Annotated in this window: 19 protein-coding genes and 1 tRNA gene; 12 read left to right on the top strand and 8 right to left on the bottom strand. The window is 54.3% G+C overall.

Annotated elements, in window-relative coordinates; genetic code table 11:
* The first annotated feature begins 305 nt into the window (after nt 1–305).
* The 3 genes from nudB (at nt 306) to ACFPM8_RS02635 (ending at nt 2,931) form a co-directional block, all read left to right on the top strand.
* The gene (nudB, locus tag ACFPM8_RS02645) at nt 306–773 is read left to right on the top strand and encodes a dihydroneopterin triphosphate diphosphatase (RefSeq protein ID WP_378994709.1); all 468 of its coding nucleotides are present in this window, start codon (nt 306–308) and stop codon (nt 771–773) included.
* A gap of 54 nt (nt 774–827) precedes the next feature.
* The gene (locus ACFPM8_RS02640; RefSeq protein WP_378994707.1) at nt 828–1,634 is read left to right on the top strand and encodes an endonuclease/exonuclease/phosphatase family protein; all 807 of its coding nucleotides are present in this window, start codon (nt 828–830) and stop codon (nt 1,632–1,634) included.
* A 133-nt stretch (nt 1,635–1,767) separates the two neighbouring features.
* Entirely contained in the window at nt 1,768–2,931 is a 1,164-nt protein-coding gene (locus ACFPM8_RS02635; protein WP_378994705.1) for a phospholipase D-like domain-containing protein, read from the top strand.
* 71 nt (nt 2,932–3,002) lie between these two features.
* Here ACFPM8_RS02635 and mscL read toward each other — a convergent pair whose 3' ends face one another.
* The gene (gene mscL, locus ACFPM8_RS02630; protein ID WP_378994703.1) at nt 3,003–3,407 is read right to left on the bottom strand and encodes a large conductance mechanosensitive channel protein MscL; all 405 of its coding nucleotides are present in this window, start codon (nt 3,405–3,407) and stop codon (nt 3,003–3,005) included.
* 302 nt (nt 3,408–3,709) lie between these two features.
* Between mscL and petA the strand changes: the two genes are divergently transcribed.
* The 6 genes from petA (at nt 3,710) to ACFPM8_RS02600 (ending at nt 7,930) form a co-directional block, all read left to right on the top strand.
* A complete protein-coding gene (petA, locus tag ACFPM8_RS02625) occupies nt 3,710–4,336 on the top strand; it encodes a ubiquinol-cytochrome c reductase iron-sulfur subunit (protein WP_378994701.1) in 627 nt (208 codons plus the stop codon).
* Nucleotides 4,336–5,742: a cytochrome b gene (locus ACFPM8_RS02620; RefSeq protein ID WP_378995709.1), complete on the top strand. Its 1,407-nt coding sequence runs from the start codon at nt 4,336–4,338 to the stop codon at nt 5,740–5,742. The genes petA and ACFPM8_RS02620 overlap by 1 nt, the downstream gene beginning before the upstream one ends.
* A 14-nt stretch (nt 5,743–5,756) precedes the next feature.
* Nucleotides 5,757–6,521, top strand: coding sequence for a cytochrome c1 (locus ACFPM8_RS02615; RefSeq protein ID WP_378994699.1), 765 nt, complete (start codon nt 5,757–5,759; stop codon nt 6,519–6,521).
* A gap of 84 nt (nt 6,522–6,605) precedes the next feature.
* Nucleotides 6,606–7,217, top strand: a complete 612-nt coding sequence (locus ACFPM8_RS02610) for a glutathione S-transferase N-terminal domain-containing protein (protein ID WP_014004653.1) — start codon at nt 6,606–6,608, stop codon at nt 7,215–7,217.
* A 104-nt stretch (nt 7,218–7,321) separates the two neighbouring features.
* A complete protein-coding gene (locus ACFPM8_RS02605; RefSeq protein WP_378994696.1) occupies nt 7,322–7,828 on the top strand; it encodes a ClpXP protease specificity-enhancing factor in 507 nt (168 codons plus the stop codon).
* A gap of 26 nt (nt 7,829–7,854) precedes the next feature.
* A tRNA-Thr gene (locus ACFPM8_RS02600) sits at nt 7,855–7,930 on the top strand.
* A 330-nt stretch (nt 7,931–8,260) separates the two neighbouring features.
* Here the strand turns inward: ACFPM8_RS02600 and trpC are convergent.
* The 6 genes from trpC to rpe all read right to left on the bottom strand — a co-directional run bounded on the left by trpC (nt 8,261) and on the right by rpe (nt 13,898).
* Nucleotides 8,261–9,064, bottom strand: a complete 804-nt coding sequence (trpC, locus tag ACFPM8_RS02595) for an indole-3-glycerol phosphate synthase TrpC (protein ID WP_378994693.1) — start codon at nt 9,062–9,064, stop codon at nt 8,261–8,263.
* Nucleotides 9,065–9,089: 25 nt separating this feature from the next.
* Nucleotides 9,090–10,127 carry an anthranilate phosphoribosyltransferase gene (trpD, locus tag ACFPM8_RS02590; protein WP_378994691.1) on the bottom strand — a complete coding sequence of 346 codons (1,038 nt, stop codon included), beginning with the start codon at nt 10,125–10,127 and terminating at the stop codon, nt 9,090–9,092.
* A 49-nt stretch (nt 10,128–10,176) separates the two neighbouring features.
* Nucleotides 10,177–10,746, bottom strand: a complete 570-nt coding sequence (locus ACFPM8_RS02585; protein ID WP_378994689.1) for an aminodeoxychorismate/anthranilate synthase component II — start codon at nt 10,744–10,746, stop codon at nt 10,177–10,179.
* The gene (gene trpE / locus ACFPM8_RS02580) at nt 10,746–12,260 is read right to left on the bottom strand and encodes an anthranilate synthase component I (protein WP_378994687.1); all 1,515 of its coding nucleotides are present in this window, start codon (nt 12,258–12,260) and stop codon (nt 10,746–10,748) included. Before trpE ends, ACFPM8_RS02585 begins: the two co-directional genes overlap by 1 nt.
* Nucleotides 12,261–12,531: 271 nt before the next feature.
* Complete coding sequence (locus ACFPM8_RS02575) at nt 12,532–13,236, bottom strand: phosphoglycolate phosphatase (RefSeq protein WP_378994685.1); 705 nt, start codon at nt 13,234–13,236, stop codon at nt 12,532–12,534.
* Complete coding sequence (rpe, locus tag ACFPM8_RS02570) at nt 13,233–13,898, bottom strand: ribulose-phosphate 3-epimerase (protein WP_378994683.1); 666 nt, start codon at nt 13,896–13,898, stop codon at nt 13,233–13,235. The genes ACFPM8_RS02575 and rpe overlap by 4 nt, the downstream gene beginning before the upstream one ends.
* Before the next feature lie 171 nt (nt 13,899–14,069).
* Here rpe and apaG point away from each other — a divergent pair, with 171 nt between their 5' ends.
* Both apaG and mltA read left to right on the top strand, forming a co-directional pair.
* Nucleotides 14,070–14,444: a Co2+/Mg2+ efflux protein ApaG gene (apaG, locus tag ACFPM8_RS02565; RefSeq protein WP_378994681.1), complete on the top strand. Its 375-nt coding sequence runs from the start codon at nt 14,070–14,072 to the stop codon at nt 14,442–14,444.
* 158 nt (nt 14,445–14,602) lie between these two features.
* Nucleotides 14,603–15,805, top strand: coding sequence for a murein transglycosylase A (mltA, locus tag ACFPM8_RS02560; protein WP_378994679.1), 1,203 nt, complete (start codon nt 14,603–14,605; stop codon nt 15,803–15,805).
* Between the two features lie 83 nt (nt 15,806–15,888).
* Here mltA and ACFPM8_RS02555 read toward each other — a convergent pair whose 3' ends face one another.
* A complete protein-coding gene (locus ACFPM8_RS02555) occupies nt 15,889–16,326 on the bottom strand; it encodes a universal stress protein (protein WP_378994677.1) in 438 nt (145 codons plus the stop codon).
* A 207-nt stretch (nt 16,327–16,533) separates the two neighbouring features.
* Between ACFPM8_RS02555 and ACFPM8_RS02550 the strand changes: the two genes are divergently transcribed.
* Nucleotides 16,534–17,310 carry an enoyl-CoA hydratase gene (locus ACFPM8_RS02550; protein ID WP_378994674.1) on the top strand — a complete coding sequence of 259 codons (777 nt, stop codon included), beginning with the start codon at nt 16,534–16,536 and terminating at the stop codon, nt 17,308–17,310.
* Nucleotides 17,311–17,827 lie beyond the last annotated feature (517 nt).

Raw genomic sequence — 17,827 nt, 5'->3', positions numbered from 1 at the left:
CGCTACAAACCGTAGCGAGCGCCGCAAGGTCGGAGCGAGAAGCGCAGCCGTACGGAGGTACGGTGAGCATCGCAGCTCCGAGATTGCGCCGCGCAGTAGGTTTTTAGCGGTGTCCTATTTTCTGCATGTAATTTTCAGCAGAACGCATGCAATCAAAAAAGCGCGGGAAACCGCGCTTTTTTTATGCCTGCGCAAATCCGGTTTATAGTTGTGTTCTCTGAAAAGAACGTGTTTTCGACCGATTTTGTCGGACCTCAATGGCAGGTATTTCTACTTAAAAACAGCTGATATCCGATCACTTTTACATGTATAAAATTCCCGAATCCGTGCTGGTGGTTATCTATACAAAAGACCTTCAGGTGTTGCTGATGGAGCGTGCCGACAAGCCCGATTATTGGCAGTCCGTTACCGGTTCAAAAGATGCGCCGGAAGAGCCGTTGAGCGCGACTGCGGTACGCGAAGTGCGGGAAGAGACCGGAATTATGGTGGCGGATGAAAGCGGCGCGGTGCCGCTGTCGCATCTGCGCGATTGGCGGCTTTCCAATGTGTACGAGATCTATCCGGTCTGGCGTCATCGTTATGCGCCAGGCGTGACTAAAAATACCGAGCACGTGTTCGGCTTGCTGGTGCCGGCCGATACCCGGATCGTATTGGCGCCACGCGAGCATCTGCAATATCAATGGTTGCCGTATCGCGCGGCGGCGGATTTATGCTTCTCGCCGTCGAATGCCGAGGCCATATTGCAATTGCCGCGCTATCTTAATGACTCGTAGGAGGGTGATTATTCATGCGCTAGCGCTGCGCATGCATGGTCACCATAGAGAATCATGAAACTACGCATTGCGACCTACAACATCCACAAAGGTGTTTCTTCGTTGGGGAGTCGCCCGCGCGTGCATGCATTGAAGCAGGCTTTGGCGCAGATGGAGGCCGACGTCTTTTTCTTGCAGGAAGTGCAGGGCAGGCATGACCTGCATGCAGCGCGCCACGCGGCGCATTGGCCGGAACAGCCGCAGCATGATTTTCTGGCGGGCGCATCGCATCATGCCGCGTATGGCATGAACGCGGTGTATGACCATGGCCATCACGGCAATGCCTTGTTGAGCCGGTATGTGATTGTCTCGCACAGTAATCAGGATGTCTCCGATCATGCCTATGAAGCGCGCGGCATTCTGCATTGCATATTGCAGACGCCGGCGGCAGAGGTGCATTGTTACGTGGTGCATCTGGGCTTGTTCGGCGCCGGCCGCCGCCGCCAGACCGCGGCCCTGATCGAGGCGGTCCGCAAGTCGTCGCCGCCGGATGCGCCGCTGATCATCGCCGGTGATTTCAACGATTGGGGAAATCGCTTAAGCGAATCGCTGAGAGCGCGATTGAACGTCGCCGAAATATTCGATGAGCGCATTGCCGCCGGCGGCGTCATGCGAGGAGTCGGATCGTATCTGCAGCAGTTGATCGGCCGCACGCCGAAAATCAAACCTGCGCGCACTTTTCCTGCGGCGTTCCCGTGGCTGCGTCTGGATAGAATTTATTTGCGAGGCTTTACGGTAGAATCTGCTGAAGTTTTGCATGGGGCGAGCTGGGCGAAATTGTCGGATCATGCGCCGATCGTGGCCACCCTGAAATTGAAGTAGCTAATTGAAGTAGTTAATGCAGTGTGGTGCCTGCCGTTGTAGGGTTATGTTGACTGCCGACCTTTCCGATTGATCGTCACATGAATATCGAGATATTGCCCCGCCTGTTACCCCTTCCTGAATTCTGTCCCGCATGCGCTCGGTAAGTTTTAGCGCCAATAATCACGTCACGCTGCTGTCTGGCGGCGCCGCATTTTTTCCGGCGCTGATTGCGGCGATCGATTCCGCCCAGGTCGAAATTTATCTGGAAACATATATCTTCGCCGAGGACGAGACCGCGCTGCAGGTGCAGCATGCGCTGACCAAGGCCGCACATCGCGGCGTCGCGGTGCGGCTGATTACCGACTGGCTCGGCACCGGGCGAGTGCGCACTTCGTCGCTGGAGCAGGTGCTGCTTAAAACACCCATCATGCATCGCGTGTTCAATCCCTGGTTCCGTCGCGGCGTGGTGCGCATGCATCGCAAGATGTGCGTGATAGATCGGCAACTGGCATTTGTCGGTGGACTGAACATCAATGACGATATGTATTCCGACGACGGTGAGCGCCTGCGCTTGCCGGCGCCGCGCTGGGACTTTGCGGTGCGTATCAGCGGGCCGCTGGTGGCGATGGTGCATGACGAGCTGGAAGGTCAATGGATGCGCTTGGGCGAGATGAAGTTGCTGGCGCGCTGGCAGCAGTTCAAGCGTGCGCGTTCCACTCTGCGCCGCGCTGGGCGCGGTCCGGTGGTGGCCGGCCTGGTGGTGCGCGACAATCTGCGCAACCGACGCATGATTCAGCGCGCCTACTTGCATGCGCTTGGGCATGCGCGGCACAGCGCATTGCTGACCAGTCCGTATTTTGCCCCGGGCCGCAAGTTGCGGCGGGCGCTGGAAGCGGCAGCGCAACGCGGGGTTAAAGTGACTTTGCTGCTGGGCGTCGGTCACTATCGCTTGCAGGACGCGGTGGCCCATTCCTATTATCCGAAGTTGCTGAAGGCTGGTGTCAACATCGTCGAATATCGCAAGACCGCGCTGCACGCAAAAGTGGCGGTGATCGATGATAAATGGGCCACTGTCGGCTCCAGCAATTACGATGGCTTGAGCCTGCTGGTCAATCAGGAAGCAAACGTCGTCGTCAGAGACGCCGAATTTTCGCACAAGCTACGCCAGCAGATCGAGGCCGGCATCGCCGATGGCGTTGCGATTACGCCAGTCGATTTCATCAATACGCCGTGGCATTTGCGCGCATGGTACGGGACGGCTTTTTTTGTGTACCGGTTTTTGATGCGCATTATTACTATCGGCAACCGCGGATAAGGCGTTCATCAAGTAAAAAGCCCGTCGCAGGAACGGGCTTTTGGACATTGCGAGGAAGGTATTCTTGGGTTTTATTTTTTCAGCGAATCGCGAATTTCACGCAGCAGCACAGTGTTTTCCGGATCCGCGGCGGGCGGGGTTTCGCCTCTGAGTTTATTCATCAGCCGGATCATCTGGAAAATGATGAAAGCGAGAATCAGGAAATTAAGGGAAATGGTCAGGAAATTGCCGTAAGCCAGTACCGCGCCGGCTTTCTTTGCCTCCGCCAACGTCAACCCGGTGCTTTGTCCGTGCAGCGGGAAATAATAATTCGAAAAATCAAGGCCGCCGACGATCTTGCCGATCACCGGCATGATGATGTCCTGCACCAGGGAATCGACGATTTTGCCGAAAGCGCCGCCGATAATCACGCCGACAGCCAGGTCCATTACGTTGCCCTTGACTGCAAAAGTCTTGAATTCTCCCAGCATGCTCATGTTGTTCTTCTCCGGATGAGTGTTGATCAGGTCTTGGATTAAAAGTAAATATTGCCAATGCTGCTTGCCGGCTTATTCATGGCAAATAAGCTGTAATCAAGAGGTAAAACGATACGGCTAGGAATTGTGCCAGATTTACTGCGGGATTCATCTACAATGCCTGAATTTATGCAAGCCAACATCTAATTTCTTTAAAACGGTCGTTAGCTTCGATATAATCTAGGGTTGCTAGAAGTTCCTTGCAATTTTTCCATGCAGTTTTTCGTATTTTGACTATCGTATTTTGACTAATTGAGGTTGGTATGAGTGACAGTATCGAAAAGCAGGTCGATTCCGGTCGGCGTGGTTTGCTCGTCGCTACGTGCGCGGCGGGTGGCGTGGCTGGTTTGGCCACGGCGGGGGCCTTTGTGTCCACCTTCCAGCCGTCCGAGCGCGCGAAAGCTGCGGGAGCACCGGTGGAAGTGGATATTTCTGGCATCAAACCCGGAGAGATGCAAGTGTTCGAATGGCGCGGTAAGCCAGTCTGGATCATGAAGCGGACGCCGGAGCAACTGAAAAGTCTGGAGCATGCAACCCCTGAATTGGCTGACCCGGAGTCGCTCAAACCATACACCATGGAATTGCCGGACTATTGCAAGAACAAGTCAAATAATCGCGGCCATGCCGGCCACGAGGAAACCCTGGTGCTGGTCGGGATTTGCCCGCACCTGGGATGCTCGCCATCAAACAAGTTCACGCCTGGCCCGCAACCTTCGTTGCCGGATGACTGGCAAGGCGGTTTCTTATGCCCTTGCCATGGCTCGACTTTCGATCTGGCCGGTCGTGTTTTCAAGAACAAGCCAGCCCCAAACAATCTCGATGTGCCGCGCTACATGTATCTGTCGGACACCAAGATCCTGATCGGTAAAGATGAGAAAGGTGAGGCGTAATCATGGCATTCCAAGAAAAAAAGTTGCCGGCCGATGCTGCTATTGCCGACAAGGCGCTGAACTGGGTTGATGCCCGCTTCCCGCTGACCTCCACCTGGAAGGCGCATCTCTCCGAGTACTACGCGCCAAAAAATTTCAATTTCTGGTACGCATTCGGGTCGCTGGCGCTGCTGGTGCTGGTGATCCAGATCGTTACCGGGATTTTCCTGGTGATGCATTACAAACCGGATGCCACGCTGGCGTTCGCTTCGGTCGAATACATCATGCGCGATGTGCCTTGGGGCTGGCTGGTGCGTTATATGCACTCGACCGGCGCCTCGGCATTCTTCATCGTGGTCTATCTGCACATGGTGCGCGGCCTGCTCTACGGTTCTTATCGCAAGCCGCGCGAACTGGTCTGGCTGTTCGGCGTCGGCATCTTCTTGTGCCTGATGGGTGAAGCGTTCATGGGCTATCTGCTGCCATGGGGCCAGATGTCGTATTGGGGCGCGCAGGTTATCGTCAACCTGTTCGGTGCAATTCCTTTCATCGGTCCCGATCTGTCGCTGTGGATTCGCGGCGACTATGTGGTGTCGGATGCAACCTTGAACCGCTTCTTCTCGTTCCACGTGATTGCGATTCCGCTGGTCTTGATCGGCTTGGTGGTGGCGCACATCATCGCGTTGCATGAAGTGGGTTCGAACAATCCGGACGGTATTGAAATCAAGGAAAAGCTGGACGCCAAGGGCGTGCCGCTGGACGGAGTGCCTTTCCATCCTTATTACTCGGTGCATGACGTGATGGCGGTTGCGGTGTTCCTGATCGTTTTCAGCACCGTGATTTTCTTCGGCCCTGAAATGGGTGGCTACTTCCTGGAATACAACAACTTCGTTCCTGCCGATTCGCTGAAGACGCCTCCGCATATCGCGCCGGTATGGTATTTCACGCCGTACTACTCGATTCTGCGTGCGACTACATCGGATTTCATCATCTGGCTGATTGGCGGTGTGATTGCGTATGTCGGCTTGATCGTGCTTAAAACCAAGCTGAGCGGCCTGATCAAGGCGATCGCCGTGGGCGCTGGCGTGGTGATTGTTGGCAGCATGCTTATTTTTGATGCCAAATTCTTTGGCGTGGTTTTGATGGGTGTCTCAGTCATGATTCTGGCTGGTCTACCATGGCTCGATCATTCTCTGGTCAAATCGATCCGCTATCGTCCAAGCTGGCATAAATACATTTACATCCTGTTTGGAATCGTCTTTTTGGTTCTTGGCTACCTCGGCGTGCAACCGCCGACGGCAGTTGGGACCAAGATCGCGCAAGTTTGCACATTTATCTATTTCGGTTTCTTCCTGCTGATGCCATGGTGGAGTGCGATGGGTAAATTCAAGCCGGTGCCGGACCGTGTTACTTATCAGCCGCACTAAGCCGAGGACATAACATGACATTGCTAAAAAGATTGATGGCGACTCTTGTGCTGCTGCCGGCGCTGGCTTTTGCCAATGAGGGCGGTTACCCGCTGGATCGCGCTCCGGAGCAAGTGACCAACCTCTCCGCGTTGCAAAGCGGCGCCAAGCTGTTTGTGAATTACTGCTTGAATTGCCATGCTGCGGCGTCGATGCGTTACAACCGTCTGCGCGATATCGGCCTGACCGAAGATCAGATCAAGAGTAATTTGTTGTTCACCAGCGATAAGGTCGGCGGTCTGATGACCATCGCGTTGTCGCCGAAGGATGCGAAGGAATGGTTCGGCGCGGTTCCGCCGGACTTGTCGGTGATCGCACGTGCCAAGAGTTCTGGTGCGGGAACCGGCGCCGACTGGTTGTATACCTATTTGCGCACTTTCTATAAAGACGACAGTCGTCCAACCGGCTGGAACAATATGGTGTTCCCTAACGTCGGCATGCCGCACGTTCTGTGGGAACTGCAAGGGATTCGTACTGCAAAGTACGAAGATGAGAAGGATCCGCACGAGGAAGGCAAAATGGAACACAAGTTTGTCGGCTTCGAGCAGGTCAAGCCAGGCAAGCTAAGCAAAGTCGAATACGACGTTGCGGTCGCCAATCTGGTTTCTTATCTGGAGTGGATGGGCGAACCGGCTCAAAATACCCGTAAGCGTCTGGGTGTCTGGGTTCTGTTGTTCCTCGGCTGCTTCTTCATTCTGGCATGGCGCTTGAACGCGGCATACTGGAAAGACGTTAAGTAAGATTTCATGTCCGCGATTTTGCGGGCATGCGTTTTGGGGTGAGCCGAATCGTGTCTCACCCTTTTGTTTCTAAGGAACTATAAAATGATGGTTCTCTATTCGGGCACTACCTGCCCATTTTCACAACGCTGCCGTCTCGTTCTGTTCGAGAAGGGCATGGACTTTGAAATTCGTGATGTCGACCTGTTCAACAAGCCGGAAGATATCTCGACGATGAACCCGTATGGCCAAGTGCCGATTCTGGTCGAACGCGACCTGATTCTGTATGAATCCAACATCATCAACGAATACATCGACGAACGTTTCCCGCATCCGCAATTGATGCCGGCCGATCCGCTGATGCGCGCACGTGCACGCTTGATGCTGTTTAACTTTGAGAAAGAATTGTTCATCCACGTGCACACACTGGAGAACGAGAAAACCAAAGCGGCAGAAAAGAGCCACGAAAAGGCACGTTCGGAAATCCGTGATCGTCTGACGACGCTGGCGCCTTTGTTCTTGAAGAACAAATACATGCTGGGCGACGAGTTCTCGATGCTGGACGTGGCGATTGCGCCATTGTTGTGGCGTCTGGATCACTACGGTATCGAGTTATCGAAAACCGCTGCGCCGTTGATGAAATATGCCGAGCGCATTTTCTCGCGTCCTGCCTATATCGAAGCGCTGACGCCTTCCGAAAAGGTCATGCGTCGTTAATTTTCGATGCAGGAAACCGGTGCGTATCGGTGTTGGCATGGCTGATGCCGTGTTCGATACGTGCCGGAACCGCTTAACCATTTGTACCACTTCAGTTCCCGATAATGTCCGAGATTTCTACCAAACCTTATTTGCTGCGCGCTATTTACGAGTGGTGTACCGATAACGGCTTCACTCCCTATATGGCGGCCAAAGTGGATGCGCATACGCGGGTGCCAATGCAATTCGTCAAAAATGGCGAGATCGTGTTGAACATCAGTTTTGAAGCGACCAGCGGTTTGAAGATGGACAATGAGCTGGTCCATTTCAATGCGCGTTTCGGTGGCGTGTCGCGTGAAATTTCGGTGCCGGTGACAAACGTCATCGCGATTTATGCGCGTGAAAATGGCCAGGGCATGGCATTTGAAGCATCGATGTCGTCGGAAGCGAATGCCGATGCAGCCGATCAGCAAGACGTAAATGTTGAGCCACCGGTCGCAACTGCGCCGATTTTGACCTCGGTACCGTCGTCAAGCGCCGAGTCAAAAGTCAAATCATCCGACAGCAATCCAGAAAAAGATCCGGAACCACCAAAAAATGGTGGAAGACCTACCCTAACTCGAATTAAATAACGTATAATTGCGGTCTTCGAAGTTATGCTGGCTTAGCTCATCTGGTAGAGCACCTGACTTGTAATCAGGGGGTGGCGGGTTCAAGTCCTGCAGCCAGCACCAAGTTTCATGAAAGGCCCTCAGCAATGAGGGCCTTTTTCTTTTGCGGATCGGAAAATACAGTTTCGATATGCGTGCATAGCAATACGATTGCATTTGCACCGATTCCGGTGAATGCAGGCTTTCGCTGCAACGCGACACGACCAAGGGACGTTGTGCAAATCCGATTGCCACGCGGGCGGAGGAAAGGGGCAAACCTTGGATAAGGTAGGTGGCGAGGATTCACCAGTTTGATGGGGATAAGCAAGTGCATCGACACGGAATTCAAAGGCTCTCTGATTCCGGCCTATTAAACAGCATCAGCTCAGCCGATGCTGTCGTAACCAACGGCGATTAGCTATTAAAAAGGCGATCCAACTCCACCCCAGGCTGTTCCGCGCGCATGAATGTTTCGCCCACCAGGAAAGTGTGGACGCCGGCATCGCGCATGCACTTGACGTCGTCTCGGGTGACAATGCCGGATTCGGTCACCACCAGTTTTTCCGGTGGAATGCGCGGTAATAAACCCAGTGTGGTTTGCAGCGAGGTTTCGAAGGTGCGCAGATTACGGTTGTTAATGCCGAGCAAAGGGGTCTTCAGTTTCAACGCGGCAGTGAGTTCCTCCGCGTTATGCACCTCGACCAATACGCTCATGCCCAGTTCAAGCGCCAGCGCTTCCATTTCCGCCATCAAGCCGTGATCAAGCGCGGCGACGATCAGCAGGACGGCATCCGCGCCCCACGAGCGAGCCTGATAGATTTGATACGGATCGATCATGAAGTCCTTGCGCAAAACCGGCAGCGCGCATGCCGCACGTGCTTGTTGCAAATACTCCGGCGCACCTTGAAAGAAGTGAACGTCGGTCAGTACTGACAAACAGGCGGCGCCATGCGTGGAGTAGCTAAGCGCGATGTCGGCCGGATGAAAGTCGGCGCGAATCACGCCTTTGGACGGGGACGCCTTTTTGATTTCAGCGATCACGCCAGCCTGACCGGCTGCAATCTTGGCGCGTAGAGCGGCTTCATATCCGCGCAGATTGCTGCGTGCGTCCGCGTCGGATTCGACGTCGCGTCGCAGGCTGGCCAAGTCGCGGTGCTTTTTTGCAGCGGAAACTTCATCGGCTTTGACATCGAGAATTTTATTCAAAATATCCGACATGATTATTTCCTTCGTTATTTTTTAGTCAGGCGCTTGCGCCAATTGCCTGGGTGGCTGCGACAAATTGTTCCAGCTTGGCCAGCGCTGCGCCGGAGGCCATCACGGCTAGCGCTTTGCTCAAACCTTCCGGAATCGAACTGGCGACCCCGGCCGCATACAAGGCGGTACCGGCGTTGAGCGCAACGATGTCGCGCGCCGGACCAGGCTGATCGTTCAAGGCTTCAAGAATTCTTTGTTTCGACTCGACTGAGTTCGCCACTTTCAGGTTGCGGCTGGCGATCATTTGCAGGCCGAAATCTTCGGGATGAATGTCGTACTCGCGGATCTCGCCGTCGATCAATTCGCCTACCATGGTGCCGGCGCCGAGCGACACTTCATCCATGTTGTCCCGTCCCCACACCACGATGGCATGTTGTGCGCCGAGTCGTTGCAACACCCGCACCTGGATCCCGACCAGATCCGCATGAAACACGCCCATCAGGATATTCGGGGCGCCGGCCGGATTGGTCAGCGGTCCGAGAATATTGAAAATGGTGCGTACTCCCAGTTCTTTGCGAACCGGTGCGGCGTGCTTCATCGCTGCGTGATGATTCGGTGCGAACATGAAGCCGATGCCGGTCTGTTCGATCGATTGTGCGACTTGTGCCGGCGTCAGATTGATATTGGCGCCGAACGATTCGAGCACATCGGCGCTGCCGGACGATGACGACACGCTGCGGCCGCCGTGTTTGGCGACACGTGCGCCGGCTGCCGCTGCGACAAACATGGATGCGGTCGAGATATTGAAGGTTTGTGCACCATCGCCGCCGGTACCGACAATATCCACCAGTTTGCTGGTGTCGGCGCACGGGACTCGGGTGGCGAACTCGCGCATGACCTGGGCGGCGGCGGCGATTTCGCCTACGGTTTCTTTCTTTACTCGCAAGCCCATCGTCAATGCCGCGATCATCAGCGGCGACATTTCGCCCTTCATGATCCTGCGGAACAGCGACAGCATTTCGTCGTGGAAGATTTCGCGATGCTCAATGCAGCGCAACAGGGCTTCTTGTTCGGTGATTGGCATGATTTCCTCGGAGCGAATTGGAGCTACGGCTTACGGACGCTGAAGTTGATCACGCCGTTCTTTGAATAAAATTACGCAGCAGCGCATGGCCGTGTTCCGACAGGATCGACTCCGGGTGAAATTGCACCCCTTCGATATCGAAGTCTTTGTGTCGCACGCCCATGATTTCGCCGTCATCGGTCCATGCGGTGATTTCCAGGCAATCGGGGATGGAGGCGCGTTCGATCGCCAGCGAGTGGTAGCGAATCACGGTAAATGGGTTGGGCAGATCTTTGAATACGCCGACGCCGGTGTGTGTAATCGGCGAGGTTTTGCCATGCATTACCTGCTGCGCACGGATCACTTTGCCGCCGAACGCTTCACCGATTGCCTGATGGCCGAGACAGACGCCAAGAATCGGCAGCTTGCCGGCAAAGTGTTGCAGCAGTTCGACGCAGACGCCGGCTTCTTTCGGGCTGCAAGGTCCGGGCGACAGGCAGATGCGATCCGGCTTCAGCGCGTTGATTTCGTCTAGCGTGATTTCATCGTTGCGGTAGGTCCGCACATCTTCACCAAGTTCACCAAAGTACTGCACCAGGTTGTAGGTGAAGGAGTCATAGTTATCGATCATCAGCAGCATTAGATTTCTCCATCCAGACCGTCTTGCACCTGTTCCGCTGCGCGCAATACTGCGCGTGCCTTGTTTTCAGTTTCTTCCCATTCCATCTCGGGGACCGAATCTGCGACGATGCCTGCAGCCGCTTGCACATACAGCATGCCGTTCTTGATGACGCCGGTGCGAATCGCGATGGCGACATCCATTTCGCCGCCGAACGACAGATAGCCGCAGGCGCCGCCGTAAATGCCGCGTTTGGTCAGTTCCAGTTCATCAATGATTTCCATCGCCCGTACTTTCGGCGCGCCGGACAAGGTGCCTGCAGGGAAAGTGGCCTTGAGCACATCCAGATTCGACAGGCCGGATTTGAGTTGGCCTTCGACGTTGGAGACGATGTGCTGCACGTGCGAATACTTTTCGATCACCATTTGTTCGGTGACCTTGACGCTGCCGGTCTCGACAATACGGCCGAGGTCATTGCGGGCGAGGTCGATCAACATCACGTGTTCGGCGATCTCTTTCGGATCGGCGAGCAATTCGGTCGCCAGCTGGGCATCGCGTTCCGGCGTCGCCCCACGCGGCCGGGTTCCGGCCAACGGGCGAATGGTGACTTTGCGCTTTTCTTCGCCGTCCACCGAGGAGGCCGCGGTCTGCTCGTTGCGCACCAATATTTCCGGTGACGCGCCGACAATCTGCATGTCGCCGAAATTGTAGAAATACATGTACGGCGATGGATTCAACGAGCGCAGCGAGCGGTACAGCATCAGCGGCGAATCGACGTAGGGTTTCTTGATCCGCTGGCCAATCTGTACCTGCATCAGATCGCCGGCCATTACGTATTCCTTGGCCTTGGCGACCGCTTTCAGATAGTCGTCCTTTTTGAATTCCCGAATCGTCTCGGTTCGCACTGAAGCCGAGGTCACCGGCGCATCGGCCGGGCGGCGCAGCATCGCGCGCAGGTCTTTCAAGCGCTGGCGACTTTTCGAAAAAGCTTCCGGTTGGGTGGGGTCGGCATAGACGATCAAATATAGTTTGCCGGACAGGTTGTCGATCACTGCCAGTTCTTCCGTCAGCAGCAATTGAATGTCCGGCAAGCCGAGATCGTCCTTCGGCGTCGAATTTGCAAGGCGCTTTTCGATATGGCGCACGGTGTCATAGCCGAAATAGCCGGCCAGGCCGCCGCAGAAGCGCGGTAAACCGGGGCGCAGCGCCACCTTGTAGCGCGATTGGAATTCTGTAATGAAATCGAGCGGATTACCTTCGCGAGTCTCGATGATCTTGTCGTTCTTGACGACTTCGATCCGCGTGCCGAAGCTGCGCAATAGCGTTGATGCCGGCAAGCCGATGAATGAGTAGCGGCCGAAGCGCTCGCCGCCGACGACCGATTCGAGCAGGAAAGTATTTTTCCCTGCTTGCTGGGTTTGCGCCAGTTTCAGGTAGAGCGTCAGCGGAGTTTCGAGATCGGCAAGTGCTTCAGCGATCAGTGGAATGCGGTTATAGCCTTGTGCGGCCAGCGATTTGAATTCGAGTTCGGTCATGTTTCTCTCCAGGCCGTTAATGTAAAACAGCGGGTCGACTACAAAAAAACGTTGCCTGCATTTTTCACTACTTGTGGGAGAGAGTTCAAGAGCCACCGTATGTGGCGAATTACTCTGTCCCCAACTAATCAGTAGCGGGCAACGGCGATCAATGGGTTCAGTTAGCCCAGGATAGCCAGCGTCGCCAAAGCCAGGCCTCAGGGGCGGCTAGTGGGACATTACGTTTTTTGTCGAGAAACATGAATGGTCGAGAGGTATAAAGTTGCTTAAGTCAGTTTGAAATATGTCGGGCTGCAACCAGCAGCGTTGCGACTATACCATCCGATTCAACGTCTTGTATAGGCTCGCCGTGATTGTAGCCATACGGCACATTGAACACCCGGCAGCCCGCTGCGCGTGCCGCTTGCGCATCGTTCGAAGAGTCGCCGATGGCGACGATTTGGGCTGGTTCCAAATCGAATTCGCTGCAAACCGCCAATAGCGGCATTGGATCAGGTTTCTTTTTGGGAAACGAGTCGCCGCCATAAACCAGTTCGAAATATTGGCGCAGCCCGGCTTTTTCCAACAATGCCAGGGCGAAGACAATCGGTTTGTTGGTCACGCAGGCCAGGCGCAAGCCTTTGTCCCGCATGGCTTGCAAGCCGTCGATTACCTCTGGATAGAGCGTCGCATGAGTGCCATTGATCGCCTGATAATGGCGCTGATAGGAATCCAGCGCCGCCGCAAAGTGGTGTTCGACTTCGGGCGGGGTGTAATCCAGGCTGAGCACTCGCCGTATCAGGTTTTCGCTGCCTTTGCCGACAAAATCGACTATCGTCTGCTGGTCGAGCGGAGCCAAATCCAGGTCGGCACGGGTGCGATTGACCGCGACATGGAAATCCGGCGCGGTGTCGAGCATGGTGCCGTCCAGATCGATGATGGCGGCGGCGATGCCGCTCAGAGCGACGGTCTTGGTGCTAGCGGCTGCTACAGTCATACCTTTGCCAACTCGGCGCGCATGCTGTCGATGACGGCTTTGTAGTCGGGCTTGCCGAAAATTGCGGAGCCGGCGACAAAGGTATCCGCGCCGGCTTGCGCCGCCGCCGCGATATTTTCGATTTTGATGCCGCCATCGACTTCCAGCAGGATGTCGCGACCCGAGGCGTCGATTCGTTGCCGTACTTCGGCAATCTTTTTCAGCGCCCCCGGGATAAACGATTGGCCGCCAAAACCCGGATTGACCGACATGATCAGGATCAAGTCCAGTTTATCCATCACGTGATCGAGGAAGTGAAGCGGTGTCGCAGGGTTAAATACCAGGCCGGCCTGGCAGCCGTTGTCGCGAATCAGTTGTAGCGTGCGGTCGAGATGATCGGATGCTTCCGGATGGAAGCTGATGATATTGGCGCCGGCTTTGGCAAAGTCAGGAATGATACGATCCACCGGTTTCACCATCAGGTGGACGTCGATTGGCACTTGCACGTGTGGCCGAATCGCCTCGCATACCAACGGCCCGATGGTCAGGTTGGGAACATAATGATTGTCCATTACATCGAAATGGATAATGTCGGCACCGGCGCTGACGACGTTGCGTACCTCTTCGCCAAGGCGGGCGAAGTCGGCGGAAAGGATGCTGGGAGCGATGCGGTAGGTTGGCATGGTGGTCACTTAAAGGGGGAATGCGCTAAAAAAGATGCGCTATTTTACTCTTTAGGTTTTCGTCAGGCTTACCCTTCCGCTTGCGCCCCACATCAATTTCGTGTGCAATGATCCGTTACATACAATGACATAACGACGAAGTAATCAACTTCTCGCATAAAGGGAGTCTGCATGGCCGCCTACGAATTTACTGTTTCCGTCAGAACGCAATACCTTGAAGAGCAATCCGAACCTGACAGTTCTCATTATGTATTTGCCTACGCGATTACAATCCAAAATACCGGGCAAGTTGCGGCGCAATTAATCTCGCGCCATTGGGTAATCACCGATGCCAACAATCACGTCGAAGAAGTGCGCGGACTGGGTGTCGTCGGCCACCAGCCGCTGCTGCAGCCGGGCGAGCAGTTTGAATATACCAGCGGCACTTCGCTGGCAACGCCGCAGGGTTCGATGTTTGGCGAATATTTCTGCGTCGCCGAGGATGGCGAACAATTCGAGGCGCGTATTCCGGAGTTCATTTTGTCGCTGCCGCGCACCCTGCATTGAGCTTATTGCTCTTTATTGTCGTCTTTAGGCGGTAACGATTTGCTTGGTGGCTTTTGATCTGGTTTGCGGCCGGAAAACATCGTCCACCAGACAATGAAGGCGAACACAAAGAAGGCGAAGCACGCTTCAAGGGCTACTAACCACATAAAGAATCCTAAATGCTATTTAAACGTTTCAGTTTACCCGTTTCTCTCCTGATCATTGCTTTCAGCTTGGCCGCTTGTACCTCCACCCCGATCACGACTGCTCCGCCGCACGAAGCGCAGTTGCCGACCGCCACGCCGCAACCTTCCGTGTCGACCGCACCTGGCGCAACTCTGCGGGCTAGCACCTTTGCTGCGTTGCCCGGTTGGGACAGTGATGATTTGCGGCTAGCATTGCCGGCCTTTTTGAGCTCATGTACGACCTTGGTGCGGAAAAGCGACTGGAAAGAGCCTTGTGTCATCGCGCGAGACCTCGATGCTAATAACGAGAAGGCCATCCGTACATTTTTCCAGGCGTTTTTCACGCCTTATCAAGTTATTAATGCGGATGGCTCCGATAGCGGTCTCGTTACGGGCTATTACGAGCCTTTGTTACGCGGCGCACGCAAGCGCGGCGGCGCGTATCAAACGCCTATTTATCGGGCGCCGGATGATTTGCTGACAGTTGACTTGGCAAGTATTTATCCCGAACTGAAGGGGCTGCGTTTGCGTGGACGGCTGGTGGGTAACAAAGTGGTGCCATATCCAAACCGCGCCGAGCTGGACAAATCTGCGGCTTTGAACGGCAAAGAATTGTTGTGGGTGGATGACCCAATTGATGCTTTTTTCCTGCAAGTGCAGGGCTCGGGAAGAGTGCAGCTGAACGATGCCGGCGGGATGGTGCGCGTCGCTTACGCAGATCAAAACGGTTATCCCTATAAATCGATTGGCCGTTATCTGGTCGATAAGGGGGAGTTGACGCTGGCGCAAGCCTCGGCGCAAGGAATCAAGGCGTGGCTTGCCGCAAATCCGTCGCGACAACTGGAATTACTGAATGCCAATCCTAGTTATGTCTTCTTTAAGGAAGAAAAAGTGACCGATCCGAGCAAAGGACCCAAAGGTGCCCAAGGCGTGCCGTTGACGCCACAGCGCTCGATTGCGGTCGATCCCCAATTTGTGCCGCTGGGAACGCCAGTGTTCCTGGCAACCACCCAGCCTAATAGTAGTGGTGTGTTGCAGCAATTGATGATGGCGCAGGATACCGGCGGTGCGATCAAAGGCGCGGTAAGAGCCGACTTTTTCTGGGGATTTGGCAATGAAGCTGGCGACAAGGCCGGCAAAATGAAGCAGCGCGGCATGATGTGGCTGCTGCTGCCAAAGTCGGCCTCAAGCCGATAAATTTCCTGGATGGTAATTAATGCTCGACATCTGCCGGTGTCGAGCAAGCGTTCAGCCGAGCTTTGAAATAGTTGCGCGTCATTTCAGCGCAGCACCAGCACCGGAATGGTCGAGTGCGCCAGCACTCTCTGGGTCTTGCTCCCCAAAAACAATCTGCTTAGGCCGCTGCGTCCATGAGACGCCATGAAAATCACGTCGCAATGATATTTTTCGGCGGCATTGATGATTTCTTCATCGGGATTAAAGGCTTGTGCGGTGAGGGTTTCACATTGGACGCCGGCTGTTTTGGCGGCATCGGCGACTTTTTGTACATTTTGCTGTGCCAGCGCCAGCATGTTTTCTTCGTAGGTTCCCGGGTCGGTCGCCATAGTGCTCTCTGCCATCGGCGAGAATGGATAGGGTTCCGCCACTGATAGCGCGACTATTTTGCTGCTATTGTATTTGGCGAATTCAATCGCCTTGTCGATTGCCTTGTCCGATAAACGCGAGCCATCGGTTGGTACCAGAATGGTCTTGAACATGACTTACCCCTTTATAGTGGATGAAAGGTGCGTCAGCTAATGCCCTGGTGATCTTGTAGTGGAAGCGAGTTTCTTATATGGCGATAGACCGTTCAAAAGCCGATAAATTCCTAGTGAGGCTTCTCAGTTGCGTGATCTGCTTATCGTATCCTTTATCCGGCAGCGCTACAATTAACGCTTATTGACCTTAACTTAATGAGGGATGCAATGACATACGAAAATATTCTGGTTGAAACGCAAGGGAAAGTCGGGCTGATTCGCTTGAATCGCCCTAAGGCGTTAAATGCCTTGAATGACCAATTAATGGACGAGCTCGGCGATGCGTTAGTGAAGTTCGACGCCGATGCGGATATTGGTTGCATCGTTTTGACTGGCAGTGAGAAAGCATTCGCTGCCGGTGCCGATATCGGCGGCATGGCCAAATTTACTTATATGGATGTATTCAAGGGCGAATACATCACCCGTAACTGGGAGCAGATCCGTAATGTCCGCAAACCGGTGATTGCAGCTGTGGCTGGGTTCGCGTTGGGCGGCGGATGCGAATTGGCGATGATGTGTGATTTCATCATCGCAGCCGACAATGCCAAATTTGGTCAGCCAGAAATCAAACTGGGCATCATTCCAGGTGCAGGCGGTACGCAACGCCTGCCGCGAGCGGTGTCTAAATCCAAGGCGATGGACATGTGCCTGACCGCGCGCATGATGGATGCGGGCGAAGCCGAGCGCGCGGGGTTGGTTTCGCGTGTGGTGCCGATGGACAGATTGCTGGCGGAGGCGATGGAGGCTGCGACGGTTATTGCCAGCATGTCGCTCCCCTCAGTAATGATGATCAAGGAATCGGTTAATCGGGCATATGAATCGACCTTGGCGGAAGGCATTCAATATGAGCGCAGAATGTTCTACAGCACCTTCGCTACAGAGGATCAAAAAGAAGGAATGCAGGCATTTATGGAGAAGCGATTGCCGGTATTTAAAAATCTTTAAGAATCTTTGAAAAATCCCTTGCCATGGTTTGAAAGGGTTTGCTATAGTTCGCCTCCCGTTGAGAACGACGCGAAATAAAGAGGCAGCGAAGGCTGTTTTTGAGCGCGAACTTCACGATGGGAAGCAGGTGAAGAAGTGGTGGTTGAGTAAAGAAGTTTTTCGGAAGAGTAACAAAAAGTAGTTGACGAAAAACTGGAAACGCCACATAATCTCATCTCTCTGCTGCTGACAAACAAAACGCTTTGTTGGTGACGCGAACGACGCAAGTTGACGCGACAGCAGGCCAGGTTCTTTAACAATTAACAGTCGATAAGTGTGGGCGTTTGATGGAAGTGCAGCGCTGCTCGTGTAAATGAGTGGCGTATGACTTAAAACATTAAATGTTCACAAAGAAGAAAATAGGCGCTTCGCAAAGCGATTTGAGAAGCGGCCTGTCAGTATTTTGAGTGAGCGATGCCCGCGAGGGCAGGCAGCAATGCCACAAAACAGAGATTAAACTGAAGAGTTTGATCCTGGC

Source organism: Paraherbaspirillum soli (assembly GCF_042654985.1).
Taxonomy (GTDB): Bacteria; Pseudomonadota; Gammaproteobacteria; order Burkholderiales; family Burkholderiaceae_D; genus Paraherbaspirillum; species Paraherbaspirillum soli.
The sequence above is the reverse complement of the archived record's forward strand: the minus strand, read 5'-3'. Positions and strand labels throughout refer to the sequence as shown.